16 protein-coding genes and 1 pseudogene are annotated in these 17,668 nt (G+C 30.6%); 4 read left to right on the top strand and 13 right to left on the bottom strand.

Annotated elements, in window-relative coordinates; translation table 11 throughout:
• The first annotated feature begins 151 nt into the window (after positions 1-151).
• Positions 152-2,524, top strand: a complete 2,373-nt coding sequence (locus WG945_RS01915) for a type IA DNA topoisomerase (RefSeq protein ID WP_068452468.1) — start codon at positions 152-154, stop codon at positions 2,522-2,524.
• A gap of 25 nt (positions 2,525-2,549) precedes the next feature.
• The gene (locus WG945_RS01910; protein ID WP_340866819.1) at positions 2,550-2,720 is read left to right on the top strand and encodes a hypothetical protein; all 171 of its coding nucleotides are present in this window, start codon (positions 2,550-2,552) and stop codon (positions 2,718-2,720) included.
• Positions 2,721-3,668: 948 nt separating this feature from the next.
• Here the strand turns inward: WG945_RS01910 and WG945_RS01905 are convergent.
• Entirely contained in the window at positions 3,669-5,465 is a 1,797-nt protein-coding gene (locus WG945_RS01905) for an AMP-dependent synthetase/ligase (RefSeq protein ID WP_068452465.1), read from the bottom strand.
• Between the two features lie 324 nt (positions 5,466-5,789).
• Between WG945_RS01905 and WG945_RS01900 the strand changes: the two genes are divergently transcribed.
• Complete coding sequence (locus WG945_RS01900) at positions 5,790-6,716, top strand: sterol desaturase family protein (protein WP_068452462.1); 927 nt, start codon at positions 5,790-5,792, stop codon at positions 6,714-6,716.
• A gap of 185 nt (positions 6,717-6,901) precedes the next feature.
• Here the strand turns inward: WG945_RS01900 and WG945_RS01895 are convergent, their stop codons facing one another.
• From WG945_RS01895 to WG945_RS01860, 8 genes and pseudogenes are all read right to left on the bottom strand, one after another.
• Entirely contained in the window at positions 6,902-7,372 is a 471-nt protein-coding gene (locus tag WG945_RS01895; RefSeq protein ID WP_068452459.1) for a DUF6495 family protein, read from the bottom strand.
• A gap of 128 nt (positions 7,373-7,500) precedes the next feature.
• The gene (gene rplI, locus WG945_RS01890; protein WP_068452456.1) at positions 7,501-7,947 is read right to left on the bottom strand and encodes a 50S ribosomal protein L9; all 447 of its coding nucleotides are present in this window, start codon (positions 7,945-7,947) and stop codon (positions 7,501-7,503) included.
• Positions 7,948-7,961: 14 nt separating this feature from the next.
• Positions 7,962-8,258 carry a 30S ribosomal protein S18 gene (rpsR, locus tag WG945_RS01885; RefSeq protein ID WP_068452452.1) on the bottom strand — a complete coding sequence of 99 codons (297 nt, stop codon included), beginning with the start codon at positions 8,256-8,258 and terminating at the stop codon, positions 7,962-7,964.
• A gap of 3 nt (positions 8,259-8,261) precedes the next feature.
• Positions 8,262-8,603 carry a 30S ribosomal protein S6 gene (gene rpsF, locus WG945_RS01880; protein WP_068452449.1) on the bottom strand — a complete coding sequence of 114 codons (342 nt, stop codon included), beginning with the start codon at positions 8,601-8,603 and terminating at the stop codon, positions 8,262-8,264.
• A 272-nt stretch (positions 8,604-8,875) separates the two neighbouring features.
• Positions 8,876-9,976, bottom strand: coding sequence for an alanine dehydrogenase (ald, locus tag WG945_RS01875; RefSeq protein WP_068452446.1), 1,101 nt, complete (start codon positions 9,974-9,976; stop codon positions 8,876-8,878).
• Between the two features lie 205 nt (positions 9,977-10,181).
• Positions 10,182-11,270, bottom strand: coding sequence for a hypothetical protein (locus WG945_RS01870; protein ID WP_068452443.1), 1,089 nt, complete (start codon positions 11,268-11,270; stop codon positions 10,182-10,184).
• 103 nt (positions 11,271-11,373) lie between these two features.
• Positions 11,374-12,201, bottom strand: coding sequence for a hypothetical protein (locus WG945_RS01865; protein ID WP_068452441.1), 828 nt, complete (start codon positions 12,199-12,201; stop codon positions 11,374-11,376).
• Positions 12,188-12,749 (bottom strand): annotated as a pseudogene (locus WG945_RS01860) (RNA polymerase sigma factor). Before WG945_RS01860 ends, WG945_RS01865 begins: the two are co-directional and overlap by 14 nt.
• Before the next feature lie 145 nt (positions 12,750-12,894).
• On the opposite strand from WG945_RS01860, the gene WG945_RS01855 reads away from it, so the two are divergent.
• Positions 12,895-13,227: a DUF6508 domain-containing protein gene (locus WG945_RS01855; protein WP_068452438.1), complete on the top strand. Its 333-nt coding sequence runs from the start codon at positions 12,895-12,897 to the stop codon at positions 13,225-13,227.
• A gap of 114 nt (positions 13,228-13,341) precedes the next feature.
• On the opposite strand, the gene WG945_RS01850 is transcribed toward WG945_RS01855, so the two are convergent.
• From WG945_RS01850 to WG945_RS01835, 4 genes are read right to left on the bottom strand one after another with little or no spacing between them, the layout of a single operon-like run.
• Complete coding sequence (locus WG945_RS01850; protein WP_068452435.1) at positions 13,342-14,448, bottom strand: efflux RND transporter periplasmic adaptor subunit; 1,107 nt, start codon at positions 14,446-14,448, stop codon at positions 13,342-13,344.
• A gap of 35 nt (positions 14,449-14,483) precedes the next feature.
• A complete protein-coding gene (locus tag WG945_RS01845; RefSeq protein ID WP_068452432.1) occupies positions 14,484-15,704 on the bottom strand; it encodes an ABC transporter permease in 1,221 nt (406 codons plus the stop codon).
• 2 nt (positions 15,705-15,706) lie between these two features.
• Entirely contained in the window at positions 15,707-16,936 is a 1,230-nt protein-coding gene (locus tag WG945_RS01840; RefSeq protein ID WP_068452429.1) for an ABC transporter permease, read from the bottom strand.
• Between the two features lie 2 nt (positions 16,937-16,938).
• Positions 16,939-17,631 (bottom strand): ABC transporter ATP-binding protein, encoded by a 693-nt coding sequence (locus tag WG945_RS01835; protein WP_068452426.1) that lies wholly within the window; start codon positions 17,629-17,631, stop codon positions 16,939-16,941.
• Between the last annotated feature and the right edge of the window lie 37 nt (positions 17,632-17,668).

The following is a 17,668-nucleotide window of genomic DNA, read 5'->3' as shown; positions in this document are numbered from 1 at the left end:
TAAAATACGTTTCTTTCTATTATCATATACACATAATATTTTAAATGAAAATTTAGAATGCTGTCTTCAATATTAATTTTCTATTTTCTTTCAAAAAAACAAATCAGTATTCTTAATAATTTTCTTAATTTCGACCTCACAAAAATAATCAATGAAAGTCTGTATTGCCGAAAAGCCAAGTGTAGCAAGAGAAATTGCTAATATTCTAGGAGCCACCACAAAACGTGATGGTTACTACGAAGGAAATGGCTATGCGGTAACCTATACTTTCGGACATTTATGTACGCTTTTAGAACCAAAAGATTACAAACCGCATTGGAAAAGTTGGGATTTGAACAATTTACCAATGCTTCCAGAGCGTTTTGATACCAAAGTTACAGGCGATGCAGGAATTAGAAAACAATACAATATTGTAAAATCTTTATTTGACAAAGCAACAATTGTTATCAATTGTGGGGATGCTGGAACAGAAGGAGAATTAATTCAGCGTTGGGTAATTAATCAAGCTGGTTACAAAGGAGAAGTACAACGTTTATGGATTTCATCTTTAACCGAAGAAGCTATAAAAGACGGATTTAAGAACTTAAAACCTGCAGAAAAATACGATAACTTGTATTATGCAGGATACTCTAGAGCTATAGGTGATTGGTTGTTAGGTTTAAATGCAACGCGATTATATACCGTGAAATTTGGAGGATTTAAACAAGTTTTATCCGTTGGTAGAGTGCAAACTCCTACCCTAGCCATGTTGGTAAATCGATTTGTTGAAATTCAGAATTTTAAACCACAACCTTATTGGGAACTACAAACTACCTATAGAAATACACTTTTTAATTACGAAGATGGGCGTTTTCTAAAACAAGAAGATGGTGAAGTTTTAGCGAGTAAAGTTAAAGAATCAGATTTCGAAATTGTTTCTGTAACCAAAAAGAAAGGAAAGGAATACGCACCTAAATTGTTCGATTTAACGGGCTTACAAGTATATTGTAATAATAAATTCGGATTTTCTGCGGATGAAACACTAAAAATGGTTCAGAAGTTATATGAGATGAAAGTAGTTACATACCCAAGGGTTGATACTACTTTCTTACCAAATGATGTGTATCCAAAAATTGGAGGAATTTTATCGAAATTAACAAACTACAGTGCATTAACACAACCACTTTTAGGTAGTAAAATAAAGAAATCGAAACGTGTTTTTGATGACAAAAAAGTAACCGATCACCACGCTATTATTCCTACCGGAATTCAAGGAAACCTACAATACAATCAGCAACAAGTCTATGATATTATTACACGTAGATTTATTGGGGTGTTTTATCCAGATTCTGATGTTTCTAATACCTCTGTAATTGGTAAAGCTGCAGATGTCCCTTTTAAAACTACCGGAAAAGAAATTTTAACCAAAGGTTGGCGCGTTGCTTTTGAAACCGAAGAAAGCAAAATTAAGAAAGAATTAAACGAGCAAATGACCTTGCCTTCTTTTGTGAAGGGAGAAAAAGGTGCACACGAGCCTTCATTCTTAGAAAAGGAAACAAAACCACCAAGAAATTTTACAGAAGCTAGTTTATTACGTGCCATGGAAACCGCAGGTAAGCAAGTAGATGATGAAAATTTACGTGAATTGATGAAAGAAAACGGAATTGGAAGACCTTCTACAAGAGCTAGTATTATAGAAACTTTATTCCGAAGAAAATATATTGAGCGTAAAAAGAAATTAGTTTTACCAACCCAAACCGGAATCGATTTAATAAATATCATTGACAACGAATTATTAAAATCTGCGGAGTTAACTGGTCGTTGGGAAAAACGATTAAAAGAAATTGAACGAGGAGAATTTAATGCCGGGACCTTTATAAATAATATGAAGAAAATGGTAGATGATTTGGTGTATGAAGTCCGCTCTAATACTTCTAAAAAAAGAATTACTTCTAACTCTACTGTCATTGCGAGCGGAACGAAGCAATCTGATGTACCAAAACCTAAAAAGGCAACAAAATCTAAACAAGTTGTAGGTAAAACGTGTCCGAAATGTAAAAAAGGAACTATTTTAAAAGGTTCTTCTGCTTTTGGTTGTTCTGAATATAAAAACAACTGTAATTTAAAAATCCCTTTTGAAATTTACGGAAAGAAAGTTTCTGAAAATCAATTAATAAGATTGATAGATAAAGGCTGTACAACCAATTTAAAAGGTTTTAAAACAGGTGCTGGTAAGGTTGAAGGTTTGATACGTTTTGATGATAATTTTGCTTTAAAATTAGAGCCAAAACAAACTGTCATTGCGAGTGAAACGAAGCAATCTGTTAATAATGAGATTACTTCGTCGAAAACTCCTCGTAATGACGGTGATAAAATAACCTGTCCGAAATGTAAACAAGGAACTGTTTTAAAAGGTAAAACCGCATATGGTTGTTCTGCTTATAAAACAGGTTGCGATTTTGTTTTTACGTTTGATAACATCAAAAAAATAGCCAACGGACAACCATTGACTAAAGAATTGGTATTAAAAATAATAAGCAGTTAGAATAATTAACGATTGTCATTTCGAAATGAGCTTTTTAGCGATTGAGAAATCTCACTACAATTTTACAAATGAGATTCCTCAATTCTTCGGAATGACAAAAAGTATTTTTATGAAATTACCACAACAAACATCCAACTGTCATTTCGAAATGAGCTCTTTTGAGATTGAGAAATCTCACTACAATTTTACACAATGAAATCCCTCAATTCTTCGAAATGAAAAAATGTACTTTCATACAATTACCACAATAACATCAAACTGTCATTTCGAAATGAGCTGTTTAGCAATTGAGAAATCACACTACAGTTTAACACAATGAGGTTCCCCCAATTCTTCGGAATGACAAAATGTATTTTCACACAATTACTACAATCAACATCAAATTGTCATTTCGAAATAAGCCTTTTAGCGATTGAGAAATCTCACTACAATTTTACACAATGGGATTACTCAATTCTTAGGAATGACAAAATCTGTTTCACACAATTACTACAATAAACATCAAACTGTCATTTCGAAATGAGCTCTTTTGCGATTGAGAAATCTCACTACAATTTTACACAATGAGATTCCTCAATTCTTAGAAATGAAAAAATGTACTTTCATACAAATACTACGATAAACATCCAATTGTCATTTCGAAATGTGCTTTCATACAATTATCACAATAAACATCAAACTGTCATTTCGAAATGAGCTCTTTTGCGATTGAGAAATCTCACTACAGTTTTACACAATGAACTTCCTCAATTCTTAGGAATGACAAAATGTGCTTTCATACAATTATCACGATAAAAATTCAATTGTCATTTCGAAATGAGCCTTTTGCGATTGAGAAATCTCACTACAATTTTACACAATGAAATCCCTCAATTCTTAGGAATGACAAAATCTGTTTCACACAATTAATACAATAAACATCAAACTGTCATTTCGAAATGAGCTCTTTTGCGATTGAGAAATCTCACTACAATTTTACAAATGAGATCCCTCTATTCTTCGGAATGACAAAATGTACTTTCATACAAATACTACAATAAACATCCCATTGTCATTTCGAAATGAGCTTTTTAGCGATTGAGAAATCTCACTACGTTTTTACACAATGAGATCCCTCTATTCTTCGGAATGACATGCTATACATTTAATCAGCATACATTTTATCAATAAGTGCCTTGTATTTTTTCTGAATTACTTTACGTTTTAGTTTTAAAGTAGCTGTAATTTCTCCAGCCTCAATACTAAACTCTTTTGGCAATAGTGTAAATTTCTTAATTTTCTCAAACTTAGAAAATTCATTTTGTAATTCTTCAAAACGTTTTTCTAACATCGATTTAATCTGATTATTATTAATCAAATCTTCAATATCTTTAAAACTAATTTTATGTTCTTCAGCGTATTTTTTAATATTATCAAAACTAGGTACTGCTAATGCCGTAACATATTTTTGCTGATCACCTATTACAGCAATCTGCTCAATAAAAGAATCACTTACTAAAGCCATTTCTAGTTTTTGTGGTGCAATATATTTTCCTCCAGAAGTTTTCATTAAATCTTTAATTCTATCGGTAATCACTAAATTTCCAGAATCATCTATTTTTCCCGCATCACCAGTTTTAAACCAACCATCTTCAAAAACTTCTGCCGTAGCTTCTGGTTTTTTATAATACCCTTTCATAACACCAGGTCCTTTAACTAAAACTTCATCATTAAGACCAATCTTAATTTCTGTTCCAGAAATTGGTCTACCTGCAGAGTTAAATTCAAAAAACTGATTCCCAAATAATGTAACCGTAGCTGTTGTTTCTGTTAAACCATACCCACATTTTATGTTTAATGCAAACGAATGAAAAAAGGAAACCAAGTCAGGACCTAATGGAGCACCACCACAAGGCATAAATTTTATATTTCCACCAAACACATCACGCAACTTACTAAGCACCAATTTATCTGCTATTTTATGTTTTACATTTAGCATTAATGGCACTTTTTTACCAAAACGACGATAGGTATTGTGGTATTTATTACCAACTCCCAATGCCCAACTTGCTAATTTCATTTTTGTAGGAGAAGCTTCTTTTCTTTTTTCTTGAATGGCAGTAAAAATTTTCTCAAAAATTCGAGGAACCGTACACATTAAAGTTGGTTTGACTTCTTTTAATACGTCAGCAATTTTTTTAGGATCTTGGTTAAAGTACACCTGAATTCCTTGTTGCAAACAGAAAAACACCCAACTACGCTCATAAATATGACTTAAAGGTAAAAAACTTAAAGACACATCGTTTTCATCTACATCTAACTCATCTTCGTGTGCTTTTAATGACGATGCAAAGTTGTTATGATCCAACATCACTCCTTTAGGCTCTCCTGTAGTACCTGAAGTATAAATAATACTAGCTAAATCATCTAATTTAGAATCAGAAAGATGTTTTTCTAGCGCTGTTTCAATACTTTTTGGAAATTCTGCCTTTATAAAATCATTATAATATACAGCATTTTTATGGCTTCTTAAATCAACGGTACTTGTTAAAGCAACTATTAATTTTAGGTATTTATTCTCTTTAGAAATCGCTTCTACTTTATCAAACTCTTCTTGATCTCCCACAAACAACACACTAATTTCTGCATCGTTTACAACGTATTCTACTTCTTTTTGAGAGTTGGTTGCATATATAGGAATCGTTACGGCTCTTACTCCCATAATTCCTAAATCTGCGATAATCCACTCTGTCATATTTTGTGCAAAAACACCAATATTATCTTGTTCTTTAATTCCAAAATTGATTAAAGCTTTTGAAACTTGTTGTATTTGAAAGTAAAAAGAATTCCAAGTGATTCCTTTCCAATTTTGTAAAGCTTCATCTTTATAGAAAATGGCTTCTTTATTAGAGAATCGATTGGTATTGTCTTTTATTACTTGTAGTAAGTGTTTATAATTCATAATTAATCTTACGATTATTTTAAAATAAGGATATTACCATCAAATTTACGAATATTTAGAGTACTAGAACCTAAATAACCTTTTAGATTATCCATATTCCATTGAAGTAATCATAAAAATGAATGCATGTTTTTTCTATTATAAAGATGATCATAATTTTACCCTTCTTCTATTATATTTATTAAAATGTAAAGGTTTTAAAGTGACTTTTAGTTGTAAATCTATCTTTTTTAACCGTATTTTAACATTTAATGATAACTAACGTTAAAACCTTTAGTTATTCCTTTATTTTAACTTAGTTTTATAAAAAATTAAAAATAGTAAATGGATTTCACAAACCCTCTAGTATATGGTGTGCCTTGTTTTTTGGGGCTAATTTTAGTAGAATTAGCGTATAGCAAACATCATAAAAAAGAAGAAAACAAAAAACTTTATAAATGGAAAGATTTAGCTGCAAGTCTAAGCATGGGAATTGGTTCGGCTATTTTGGCGCCTTTAACAAAAACAATTGCTGCAATTGTATTGTTTAATTTTGTGTACGATATATTTAATCCACTTATAGATGGCGTACGCACAAATATAATGGGTTATGAGTCTTTTGGATATGCTTGGTATATTTGGATTATTTGTCAGCTTTTAGACGATTTTAGTTATTATTGGTTTCACAGACAAAACCACAATGTCCGTTTTCTTTGGGCAGCACATATTGTACATCATTCTTCTGATAATTTTAATTTAGGTACCGCGGTAAGAAATGGTTGGTTTACCATTCTTTACAAACCTTTCTTTTATATGTGGATTGTTGCTATTGGTTTTCCGCCAGCAATGTTAGTCGTTTGTTTAGGTATAGAAGCTTTATGGCAGTTTCAATTACATACCGTATATATTGGTAAATTAGGTATTATAGATAAAATATTTAACACACACACCATGCATCAAGTACATCATGCTCAAAACATGGAATATATGGATAAAAATCATGGTGGATTTTTAAACATTTTTGATAGAATTTTTGGAACTTTTAAAGAGTTTGATGAAAATATTGAAATTAAATATGGTGTAACAACTCCTCCGAACTCTTACAATCCTCTAGTTATATTAACACACGAATACAAGGATATTTGGAATGACATGAAAAAATCTAAGAACTGGTATCATAAATTTATGTATGCATTTGCAGCACCAGGTTGGAGCCACGATGGAAGTACACTTACCATTAAACAAACTCGTAAACTGTTAAATGAGAACTAGTAATAAATAAAAATCTGTCAGCTTTTAAAAAACTGACAGATTTTAAATAATATTAGAAATGTAATTTACTCTCTATAAAAACAAAGAGCTAACAAAATTTTTAGCCCTGATTGAACGGTTTGTTTGAGCTCTTTTGAGGCACGAAAAAAGCGAGTAGAGAAAGCAGGAATTGGCTTCTAAAAAAATTAAGAAACCAACTGACTGAAATACTCATAAATCTCTCCTTTAGAAATAGAACTTCCTTTTTCTATTAAATCGAAAATCTCTGTATTTCTATCGTCTTTATTATAAGGTTTTGTGCCTCTAAAAATCTCTACAGAATTATCCATGGGGTTTTGCATTAACCACTCAAAGCCTTTTTGTTCTAACAAATTAATATCCCAATTTACTTTAATGGCAATTCTATGTATCTCTTCTGCATCGCATTTAAACAAGTTTACAGAAGTTTTAGAAAAATGCTCTACGTAATTGGTTTTTGTTAGTACATCATCCCAAACAACATCAGAAAAAACATTCATTTCTTCTTCTGCTACTTTAGGGTTCTCTTTTTTTATTTGATTCCATTCTATTACATCGATACTTTGAGTTGCTAAAAAACGTGCAAAATCTTCATGTAAACTTTCAAATTGTTCTTTGGTCAGTTGTCTGTATTTCATAATAAATTTAATAAAAAATAGCGTTGACTTTAATAATATGAGTTCCCTCTAAAAATGGGCTTGGTTAAACTAAAAAAAAGCTCGTTATTTCTAACGAGCTTTTCATAATAATTTTAAGAAAAAGTTACTTATTCAGCAACAACTTCAAAAGAAATTTCAGCAACTACTGCTCTGTGTAATCTTACAGATGCTTCGTATTTACCTAATCTTTTTACAGAACCACCAACAACTTTAATAAATTTCTTGTCTAAGTCTGTTCCTGCTTTTGCAAGAGCTACAGCTAAATCGATGTTGTTTACAGAACCAAATAATTTGTCTCCTGAACCAACTTTAGATGCAATTTTAATTTCATATCCTTTAACTGTTTCTGCTATTACATTAGCGTCTTCAATTAATTTAGCTTCTTTGTAAGCACGTTGTTTTAAATTCTCTGCTAAAACTTTCTTTGCAGATGAAGTAGCTAAAACTGCTTGTTTTGTAGGGATTAAAAAGTTTCTACCATATCCGTTTTTCACTTCAACGATGTCGTCTTTAAATCCTAAATTTTCTACGTCTTGTCTTAATATCAATTCCATGTTCTACCTCTTTATTATTTTAACATATCTCCAACGTAAGGCATTAACGCTAAATGACGCGCTCTTTTAATTGCTTGCGCAACTTTACGTTGATATTTTAATGAAGTTCCTGTTAAACGTCTTGGTAAAATTTTACCTTGTTCGTTTACTAAATACATTAAGAAGTCTGCATCTTTAAAATCGATATACTTGATATCTTTCTTCTTAAATCTACAGTATTTTGCTTCTTTTTTAGTGTCTATATCTAATGGCGTTAAATATCTAACGTCAGCAGATTTACCGCCTTTTGCTTGTTGTTCTATTGATGCCATTTCTTATTTTTTTGTAGATTTAACACGTTCAGTTCTAATTTTTGCCCAAGCAGCAGCATGTTTGTCTAATTTAACAGTTAGGTAACGCATAACGCTATCATCTCTTCTAAATTCTAACTCATATGCAGAGATTTCTTCTCCAGCAATTTTAAACTCTAATAAGTGATAAAAACCACTTTTTTTCTTTTGGATTGGATATGCTAATTTCTTTAAGCCCCAATTCTCTTTTGAGATCATTTCAGCTCCTTTGGAAACTAAATAATCCTCGAATTTTTGTACTGTCTCCTTTATCTGAGTATCAGATAAAACGGGATTCAAAATGAAAACAGTTTCGTAATGATTCATAAATTAAATATTTATTGTTTATTTTTAAGGCTGCAAATATAATAACTTTTTTATAATTAGAGTTATATATAGCAGTTATTCTTAACCTTTATATAGGAAAAGTGAAAATTGTAAGCTAAAAGAGGAGTTATAGCTGTTTTTTCTTTAAGAATCTTATTTGTACAAGACAAACAATTCTTATCTAAATAAAAAAATAGATAAAAATATAATAAAACCTCTAGATTGAAACACTGAAACAATACTAGAGGTTTATTAAAAAAAGCTAACTTAAATTAAGCTTCAAAAGCCTCTAATTGAAAAGCTTCACTAATTTCTTTATATACTATTTTTCCTTTTACAATATTTAATCCTTTATCTAAAGATGCATCAGTAGCACAAGCTTCTTCCCATCCTTTGTTGGCAATATTTAAAATATAAGGTAAAGTTACATTTGTTAAAGCAATTGTAGAAGTATAAGGTACAGCTCCTGGCATATTTGCAACACAATAATGTACAACGTCATCTATAATAAATGTAGGATCTTCATGTGTTGTTGCTTTTGTAGTTTCAAAACAACCACCTTGATCTACTGCAACATCTACTACAACAGTTCCTGGACGCATGTCTTTAAGCATGTCTCTAGTAATTAATTTAGGAGCCTTTCCTCCTTTTACTAAGACACCTCCAATAATTAAATCGTGCGTTTTAATTAATTGTCTAATGCTATACTCGCTAGAAAAAGCAGTAGTAACATGGTTTGGTAACACATCATTTACATAACGTAAACGTTTCATGTTAATATCCATAATAGTAACATGAGCACCTAATCCTGCTGCCATTTTTGCTGCTTGCACTCCAACAACTCCTGCTCCTAAAATTAATACTTTTCCTGGGGCAACGCCTGGTACACCACCTAATAAAATACCGCGTCCTTTAATTGGCTTCTCTAAATATTTAGCACCTTGCTGAATTGCCATTCTTCCTGCAAACTCAGACATTGGTGTTAATAAAGGTAAAGTTCCTTCGCTATCTTCTACCGTTTCGTAAGCAATACAAATAGATTTACTTTCTATCATTGCTTTTGTTAAAGGCTCGCATGATGCAAAATGAAAATACGTAAAAACAATTTGATTTTCCTTTATTAAAGGATATTCTGATGCAATAGGTTCTTTTACTTTTACAATCATTTCACTCTGACTGTAAACTTCTTCTATTGTAGGTAAAATAGTTGCTCCTACCTTAATATAATCTGCGTCAAAGAAACCACTTCCTTCTCCCGCTGTTGACTGTACATAAACTGTATGATCTCTTTTTGTCAACTCAAAAACACCTGCAGGTGTCATACCAACTCTACTTTCGTTATTCTTAATTTCTTTAGGAATCCCAACTTTCATATTGCTTAATTTAGATGTTTTAAGCAAGTCAATTTACACTGTTTTTTGTTTGTAATTTAACAAAATATTTCAAAACTGTTATTTTTACTAATCTCCTATTTTTATCTATTTTTAAATGGTTTTATAAAAAATTCTAAGAGTTTTTTTATCATATATTTAATAAAAATCACAAAAAACTGACAGCTATAATATTATTCTTAAAGATTTAATCTAAATCTAATCGAATTCCCATAGAAATGTTTCTAATTTCGGTGTTTTTAAATAAAGGATTCAAATCATATTTTACATAAAGACTCGTAGATCTATAACCAACATAAGCACTTAGTCCATAATTAACAGTATTCATATTGTAGTTTTCTTTCTGCATTTCTTCTATAGCTACTGCATTTGCATCTTTATATTCTAAATACTGTCTTGTACCTAATTTAAAACCTACAAAACCACCAAGACCTAAACGAACATATTTATTTGTTCTATCTCTTTTAACTCCGTCTTTATAGGTTTTATTTTTAGAAAAATCCCATTCTACATGCATCGGAAAATTCATTTGTACATGTCTTAATCTACTTTCTGATAATTTATCATCAAAAACTTGAATTTCCGTTAAATCTCCATTTTTTACATGCACACTATTGTTTTCTAAACGCAAGTTGTTCCAAAGAAAAGAAACACCATATTTAAAGTACAATTGAGATGGTTCTTTCGTAAAACGAGTTTTCCATGTCCAGCCTAATTCGTAAAAATGAGATTGCCAAAACTTGTAATCAGAATCATTTAAAGAAGAAAACTCATGATCTTTCAATACATTATTTACACCCATTGCAAAAACAAACTGAGAAGTTGTTCTTCTTTGTATTCTTCTATCTCTCTTTTCAATTTTGTCTTCATTTTCATCATTATTAAAGTTTAATCGAAAAGTAGTTTTCCCTACCGTAAATGTATTGTCATCCTCATCAACTTCATCTGATTCCTCTGCACTAGCAATTTTACCATTCGTTTTATCTTGCACTAATAATTGCAACAAACGCTCTTGCTCTCCTACCAACACTTCTATTCTTCTAGCATGATAAGAAGCAACTTCACTTTTTAAAGTATTGGCTGTTGTTTTTGTAATTTCTCCGCTTTCTAATCTTTTATCAATAGCAACTACTTTTAATTTTAAAGAATCTTTTTGATTTTCTGTAATACGTTCTATCCTTTTAGAAATTTTACGCACTTCTTTTTCAAATGTTTTCTCTTGAGATACGGCAATAGTTGTACTAAACAACACTAATATTAGTAGTATTCTTTTCATCTTATATGTTTTTAAAAATTATTGTTTTTTTGATAAAACCCTTTGGTAATATAGCTTCAATTAAAACGTCTTCTAATTTCACTATTCCTTAAGGTATTTCTTTTTAATCGTTTCTACTTGCAATAGCAGTTGCAATATCTGTTACTCTTTTCTTTAAAGAATTTAAGAAATTATTCTGAAACTCTTCTTCTCCAATAGAGCGTTCTACTTCAGCCAAAATAGCATTCGGATTCACTTTAAGGTTCCCTTTTTTAAGTTCTCCTTTAATGGTTCTTAAAACATCTTCCCTCGTAATATCATACTTTGCGTAGTATTCTTTAACCTCTGAAGACGAATGTGTTACCGCGAATAACAAATCATCACTATTAATTTTTATGCTACTATTTGGGTCTTGTTTTAAGAATTCTTTTTTAATTGTTTTCTCCTTCGTCGGATACGCTTCGGATACTTTTATAATAGATTCCTCCGTTGTCGGAATAGCCTTATTGTTATTGTTTGCTATAACAGTATTATTGATTGTTTTTTTAGTTTTCTCCTTTGTCGGAATGACATTCTTATTTGCAATAACGTTTTTATTAGCAACTTCCACTTGCTCCTCTTCTACTTCATCAACCTTAACGATTGCTTTTTCAGCAGGAATTTCATTGATAAATTGGTTAATTTTAGCATCAATAGTAGTGGTATCAATTGGGTTTGTAACAATAATTTCTGATGGTTTTAAATCTTCATTTTTATTCAGAAAAAGAAAACCGATACTAATTAATAATAAAATACTTGCTGCAGCACCTACATAAAAGAACCAACCTTTTTTCTTTTGCTTTGGTTGCTCATCTAATTGTACAGACAGACGTTCCCAAGCAGAAGCCGATGGATTGATCGTTCTATTTTGTAACTTTTCTTTGATGCTATGGTCTAACTTATTTGTTTTCATGAATTCTTTTATTCATTTTGTAATAATTCTGTTGCAATAATTTACGTGCTTTAAATAACTGCGATTTTGATGTACTTTCAGAAACGCCTAATTTCTCTGCAATTTCTGAATGTTTATATCCTTCTATGGCGTATAAATTAAACACCATTTTGTAACCTTCTGGCAATTGATCTATCAATTTCTGAATATCTTCTACCGATGTGTTTTCTAAACTTTCTGTAGCTGCGTCGTTAAAAACATATTCTTCGTCAGATAGATCGATTAAATTCTTTTTTACGGAGGTAAGAAATACAAGTGTTTACCATAATTCTGCGAATCCAGCCTTCAAAACTACCTTCGTGTTTAAATTTATCTAAGTTGGTAAAAACTTTTAGAAACCCTTGTAACATTAAATCTTCTGCGTGATGCAAATCTTTTACATATTGCCTACAAACACCCAACATTTTAGGCGAAAATTGCTCGAACAATTATTGTTGCGCTTCTCTATTGTTGTCAATTGCTTTTTTAATTAACGATTTTTCTTTGTTATGTAATGATATAATTTTCAAGCCTCTCGTTTCGTTTTTTAACAGCCTTACAAATATATAGACTATAGATGTTTTAAAAAGGTTGCCTTGGATAAAAAAGTTTTTTGCTTTTTTTACGAATGCTTATAAGCGACTGGTTTTTAGCTTTATCTTTATTAAAAAAAGCATGATAGTTAACCTTTCTAATGTGATTGAATCTATTGATATAACTAAAATTGAAAATGGTGTTTTCCCTAACTTATATAAAGTTGATGAAAAAATAGTAAGTGATTTTACAAAATTGTTTCGTCAACAAGGTTGGATGATTGGGTTTAATTGGAGTTCTTGGGATGAAGGAAGAAGCATCCTAAGAAATAAAGAATTTGATTATTCGACAATAGATCTTGAAACAAAACGCAAGCTTTTAACAGCTATTTTTAGAAATGATAGATTTTGCAATGGAGCTTTAGAAAGTTCTTTGAATTCTGGAGTAATTATTAATATATTAAAGAGTTTTTAATATTATTTAGACCGTTATAAACTTAAAGCAATCTTACTAATTAAACATTGGTTTTTAAACACAAAAAAAGGAACTCAAATTGAGTTCCTTTTTTTAATATAATTTCAATAATTATTAAATATTATCTTTTTTATCTTCTTCTTTAGAAGTTTGATTCCAAATTTTAATATCATCATCTTTGGTAACACCTTCTAAAATTTCAACATTTACTCCGTCAGATGTTCCTAATTTTACATCTTTCTTGTCAAATGTTCCTTCTGCATTTTTAATTTCTACATAAGGTAATTCCGTTTTTCTATCAAATTGTAATAAAGATTCTTTAATAGATAAAACACTGTCTTTTCTCTCTAAAACAATTTCTGCATTTGCACTATAACCTGCTCTAATAAAATGCTCATCATCTAAAGAAACATCTGCCTTTATTTTAAATTGAACCGCTCCTGCTTCTTCTGTTCCTTTAGGTGCAATAAAATTTAAAACTGCTGGAAATTTCTTGTTTTCAATAGCTCCTAAAGAAATTTCAATCTCTGTACCTTTTACTAATTTACCAACTTCAGACTCATCAACTTTACCTTCAAAAATCATTTTAGTCATATCTGCAATAGTAGCAATTGTTGTACCTGCACTAAAACCATTTGTTTCTACAACTTGATAACCTTTTTTAACAGGAATCTCTACTACCATACCAGAAGTTGTTGCTCTAATATTTGTATTTGCTCCAGAAGAACCTGCAGATCCTTTTTTAATAATCTGATAATCATTTTGCGCATTACGTAAATCGTTTTTTGCTTGATTATAAGAAAGCTCTAATGATTCAAATTCTTGACGAGAAATAACTCCTTTATCAAATAATTTTTTATTTCTGTCATATTGTATTTTTGTATTGTTTAATTGAATTTGAACAGAATTAATACGTCCTTTTGCACTTGTTAAAGATTGTTCGTTTGGCACAACTCTTACAGTTGCTAACAAATCTCCTGTTTTAACAATTGCTCCCTCTTCCACAACAATTTTATCTATAATACCTGCTATTTGTGGTTTTATCTCTACTTCCTCTAACGGAGTAACTTTACCTGTAGCAACACTTTTTTTAATAATGGTTGCCTTAAAAGCTTTTTCTGTTTTGTACTCTATTGGTGATGCACTGTTCTTTTTACCAAACCAAATTAATACCGCTATTAGTGCGACAGCTATTCCTCCAAAAATGATTACTTTTTTCATTTATCTTCTATTTATTCTAGTTAGTTGATTTTTTTTTATTCTTCTCTTAATGCGTCTATTGGTTTCACTATTGTTGCCATATATGCAGGTATAAAACCTATTAAAGTCCCTAAAAAGACTAATACTGCATATGCTATTAAAACAATAGGAATATCTACTGTAGGATTTACAAGAAACTCTACAAAATTATCAAGAAGCATTAAAATTAATCCACCTGCAATAATTCCTAAAGACCCTGCTAACAGCGTTAAAAATAATGATTCTAATATAATTTGTTGTCTCACTTTATTTGGCGTTGCCCCTAAAGCTCTTCTAATTCCTATTTCTTTTGTTCTTTCTTTAACGGTAATCAATAAAATATTACCAATTGCAAAAACACCAGCTATTAAGGTTGCAATACCTACAAACCATGTTAAAAACTGCATACCTATTAAAAAACCTGTAACTTGTTTTATACGTTCTCCCAAGTTAAACCCTCTAAATGCTCTGTTATCCTCAGGGTGAATTTTGTGTAAATTTTTCAATAATAATTTTACATCAGATTCTAATTGAACAATATCAAACTCTTCTTTTCCGGTTACAACCATCCATTCGAATTTGTCACCTTTATTATAAACTAATTTAAATGTACTAAAAGGAATGTGGATGTTGTTTTTACCTTCAAACTGACTTGTTTCATAAACTCCAACTACTTTATAATTGATGCCACTTACTTTAATATAAACACCTATAGCTTCTTCATTTCTATCAAATAATTCTTTATAAACACCTTCACTAATAACACAAACCTTTTTGTTTTCATCCATGTCATTTTGGTTGATGAACCTACCTTCTATCAAGTTCTTTTTTTGAACTTCATCTATTAAAGGAAAATCTCCAAAAATAGTAAAATTACCAGTTTTTAATCCATGTACTACTTGTCCGCCAGTTGCATTTCTTGGCACTACAAACTGAATACCATCTACTTCTGAACGAATTTTATCTACATCACTTAATCTTAAACTAATTTGGCGTCCTTCTTGAAAACCTTTAAAAGGCATAGAGGTTCTGCTACCAGACATAAAAACACTGTTTGTAGCAAAATTACCAAACATACTGTTAAAACTATTTTCTATTCCTTTGGCAGCTCCTAATAAACCTACTAATAAAAGTATTCCCCAAAATGCACCAAAAATGGTAATTGCAGTTCTGGTTTTATTCTTTCGAATACTACCGTAAATTTCTTGCCAAGTATCTTTTTCAAATAAAAATCTCATAATTAATCTGAGTTTAATGCTACTACGGGTTTAATTTTTGCTGCTTTTTTGGCTGGTAAATATCCTGCAATTAACCCTGCACAAACGAGTGTTAAGGTTGCTCCAATAACTACAGGTTGAGAAACACTAGGATTTAAAATAAAGTATTTTTCTAAACTAGGTCCTGCAAATTCTAAAATTCCTATTCCAACTAGCAAGCCGGCATAACCAGAAATTGCAGTGATAAAAATAGCTTCTTGCATAATCATAGCAACAATCATTTTTGGTGTAGCACCAACAGCTTTTCTAATTCCTAATTCTTTAGTTCTTTCTTTTACAATGTAAACCATTATATTACTAATACCTACAACACCAGCTATTAGCGTTCCAAAACCTATTACAAGAATTAAAATACTTAAGCCAAACATCATACCAGATACTTCTTTATTATTGGTAGCATAATTATCTAAACCAATTCCCCTTTGGTCATTAGGCGAAACATTATGTCTTTTCTTTAATTCTCGGTGTAACTCACTACTAAACGCAATGGCTTCATCGATACTTAAGTCTGGATTATATGTAATTCCAAATTCATCTACATAATCATTATTTCCATACATTTTTTGCATAGTTGTAAATGGAGTGTAAATATATCTTTCATCACTATCACCTCCTGGATCAGAGAAAACACCAATTACTTTATACATAATTCCACTAATATTTATTTGTTTACCAAAAGCACTTAATTGGCCAAATAAATCTTTTTCTACCATTTTACCAATTACAACGACTTTTCCATTTTCTTGTAAATCTCTATAATTAAGAAAACGTCCTTCGGTCACTTCTGCTGACTCTAACACATAATATTCTGGATAGACTCCTCTAATCGTGTAATTATCTTTTTCGTCTTTGTAAACAACATTTGCAGATCTCTGAATTCTTGGACTTATCGTTTGAATTTTGTCTCCAAAATTCTCTTTGATATATGTGAAATCATCATTTTTAAACTGTATTCTTCTACCTATCTGGTTTCCTTTATAAGCAATTGTGGTGTTATTTGTCCAAATATAAATGGAGTTCATAGCATCTTTAGCAAATTCATTTTTAAAGGTATTTTGAAGTCCGTTACCAATACCAAAAAGTAGCGTAAAAAGCAAAATAGCAAACGCAACCGTAAAACCAGATAACGCAGAACGCAACTTGTTTTTACTAATGCTTTGAAATATTTCTCTCCAACGATCTATATCAAACATAATTAAACAGTTTTAGAGACATTTGTATATTCATCACTAATAATAAGACCGTCTTTTAAACGTACAATTCTTTTGGTTTGCTCTGCAACTTCCTCTTCATGCGTAATAACAAAAACTGTCATCCCTTCATTATTAATGTCTTTTAATAAGTCCATTACAGAATCTGTAGTTGTAGAATCTAAAGCTCCTGTTGGCTCATCTGCTAAAACAACTTTTGGCTTTGTAACCAACGCTCTTGCTATTGCTACACGCTGTTTTTGTCCACCAGAAAGTTCATTTGGTAAATGGTTTGCCCAATCTTTTAATCCTACTTTTTCTAAATATTCTAAAGCTTTTTCTAAACGCTCTTTTCTTGCCATTCCTTTATAGTACAAAGGAAGCGCTACATTCTCTAAAGCGGTTTTGTAAGAAATAAGATTAAATGATTGAAAAATAAAGCCTAAGAATTTATTTCTAAGAATTGCTGCTTTTTTCTCATTCAAGTTTTTTATTAATTGACCGTTTAGGTAATAATCACCTTCATCATGTTCATCTAATAAACCAACAATGTTTAATAAAGTAGATTTACCTGAACCAGAAGACCCCATAATAGAAACAAATTCGCCTTCTTTTATATGTAAATCTATACCTTTTAAAACATGTAGAGAATCTTTACCTATCGGATAAGATTTGTGTAGTTTTTCTATTCTAATCATTGGTTGGTTGGTTAATTTTAAGCTAAAATATTAAAAG

The organism is Polaribacter atrinae, from assembly GCF_038023995.1.
GTDB classification, from domain to species: domain Bacteria; phylum Bacteroidota; class Bacteroidia; order Flavobacteriales; family Flavobacteriaceae; genus Polaribacter; species Polaribacter atrinae.
Note: the sequence above shows the minus strand (reverse complement) of the source record. Positions and strands in the feature narration are given on the sequence as shown.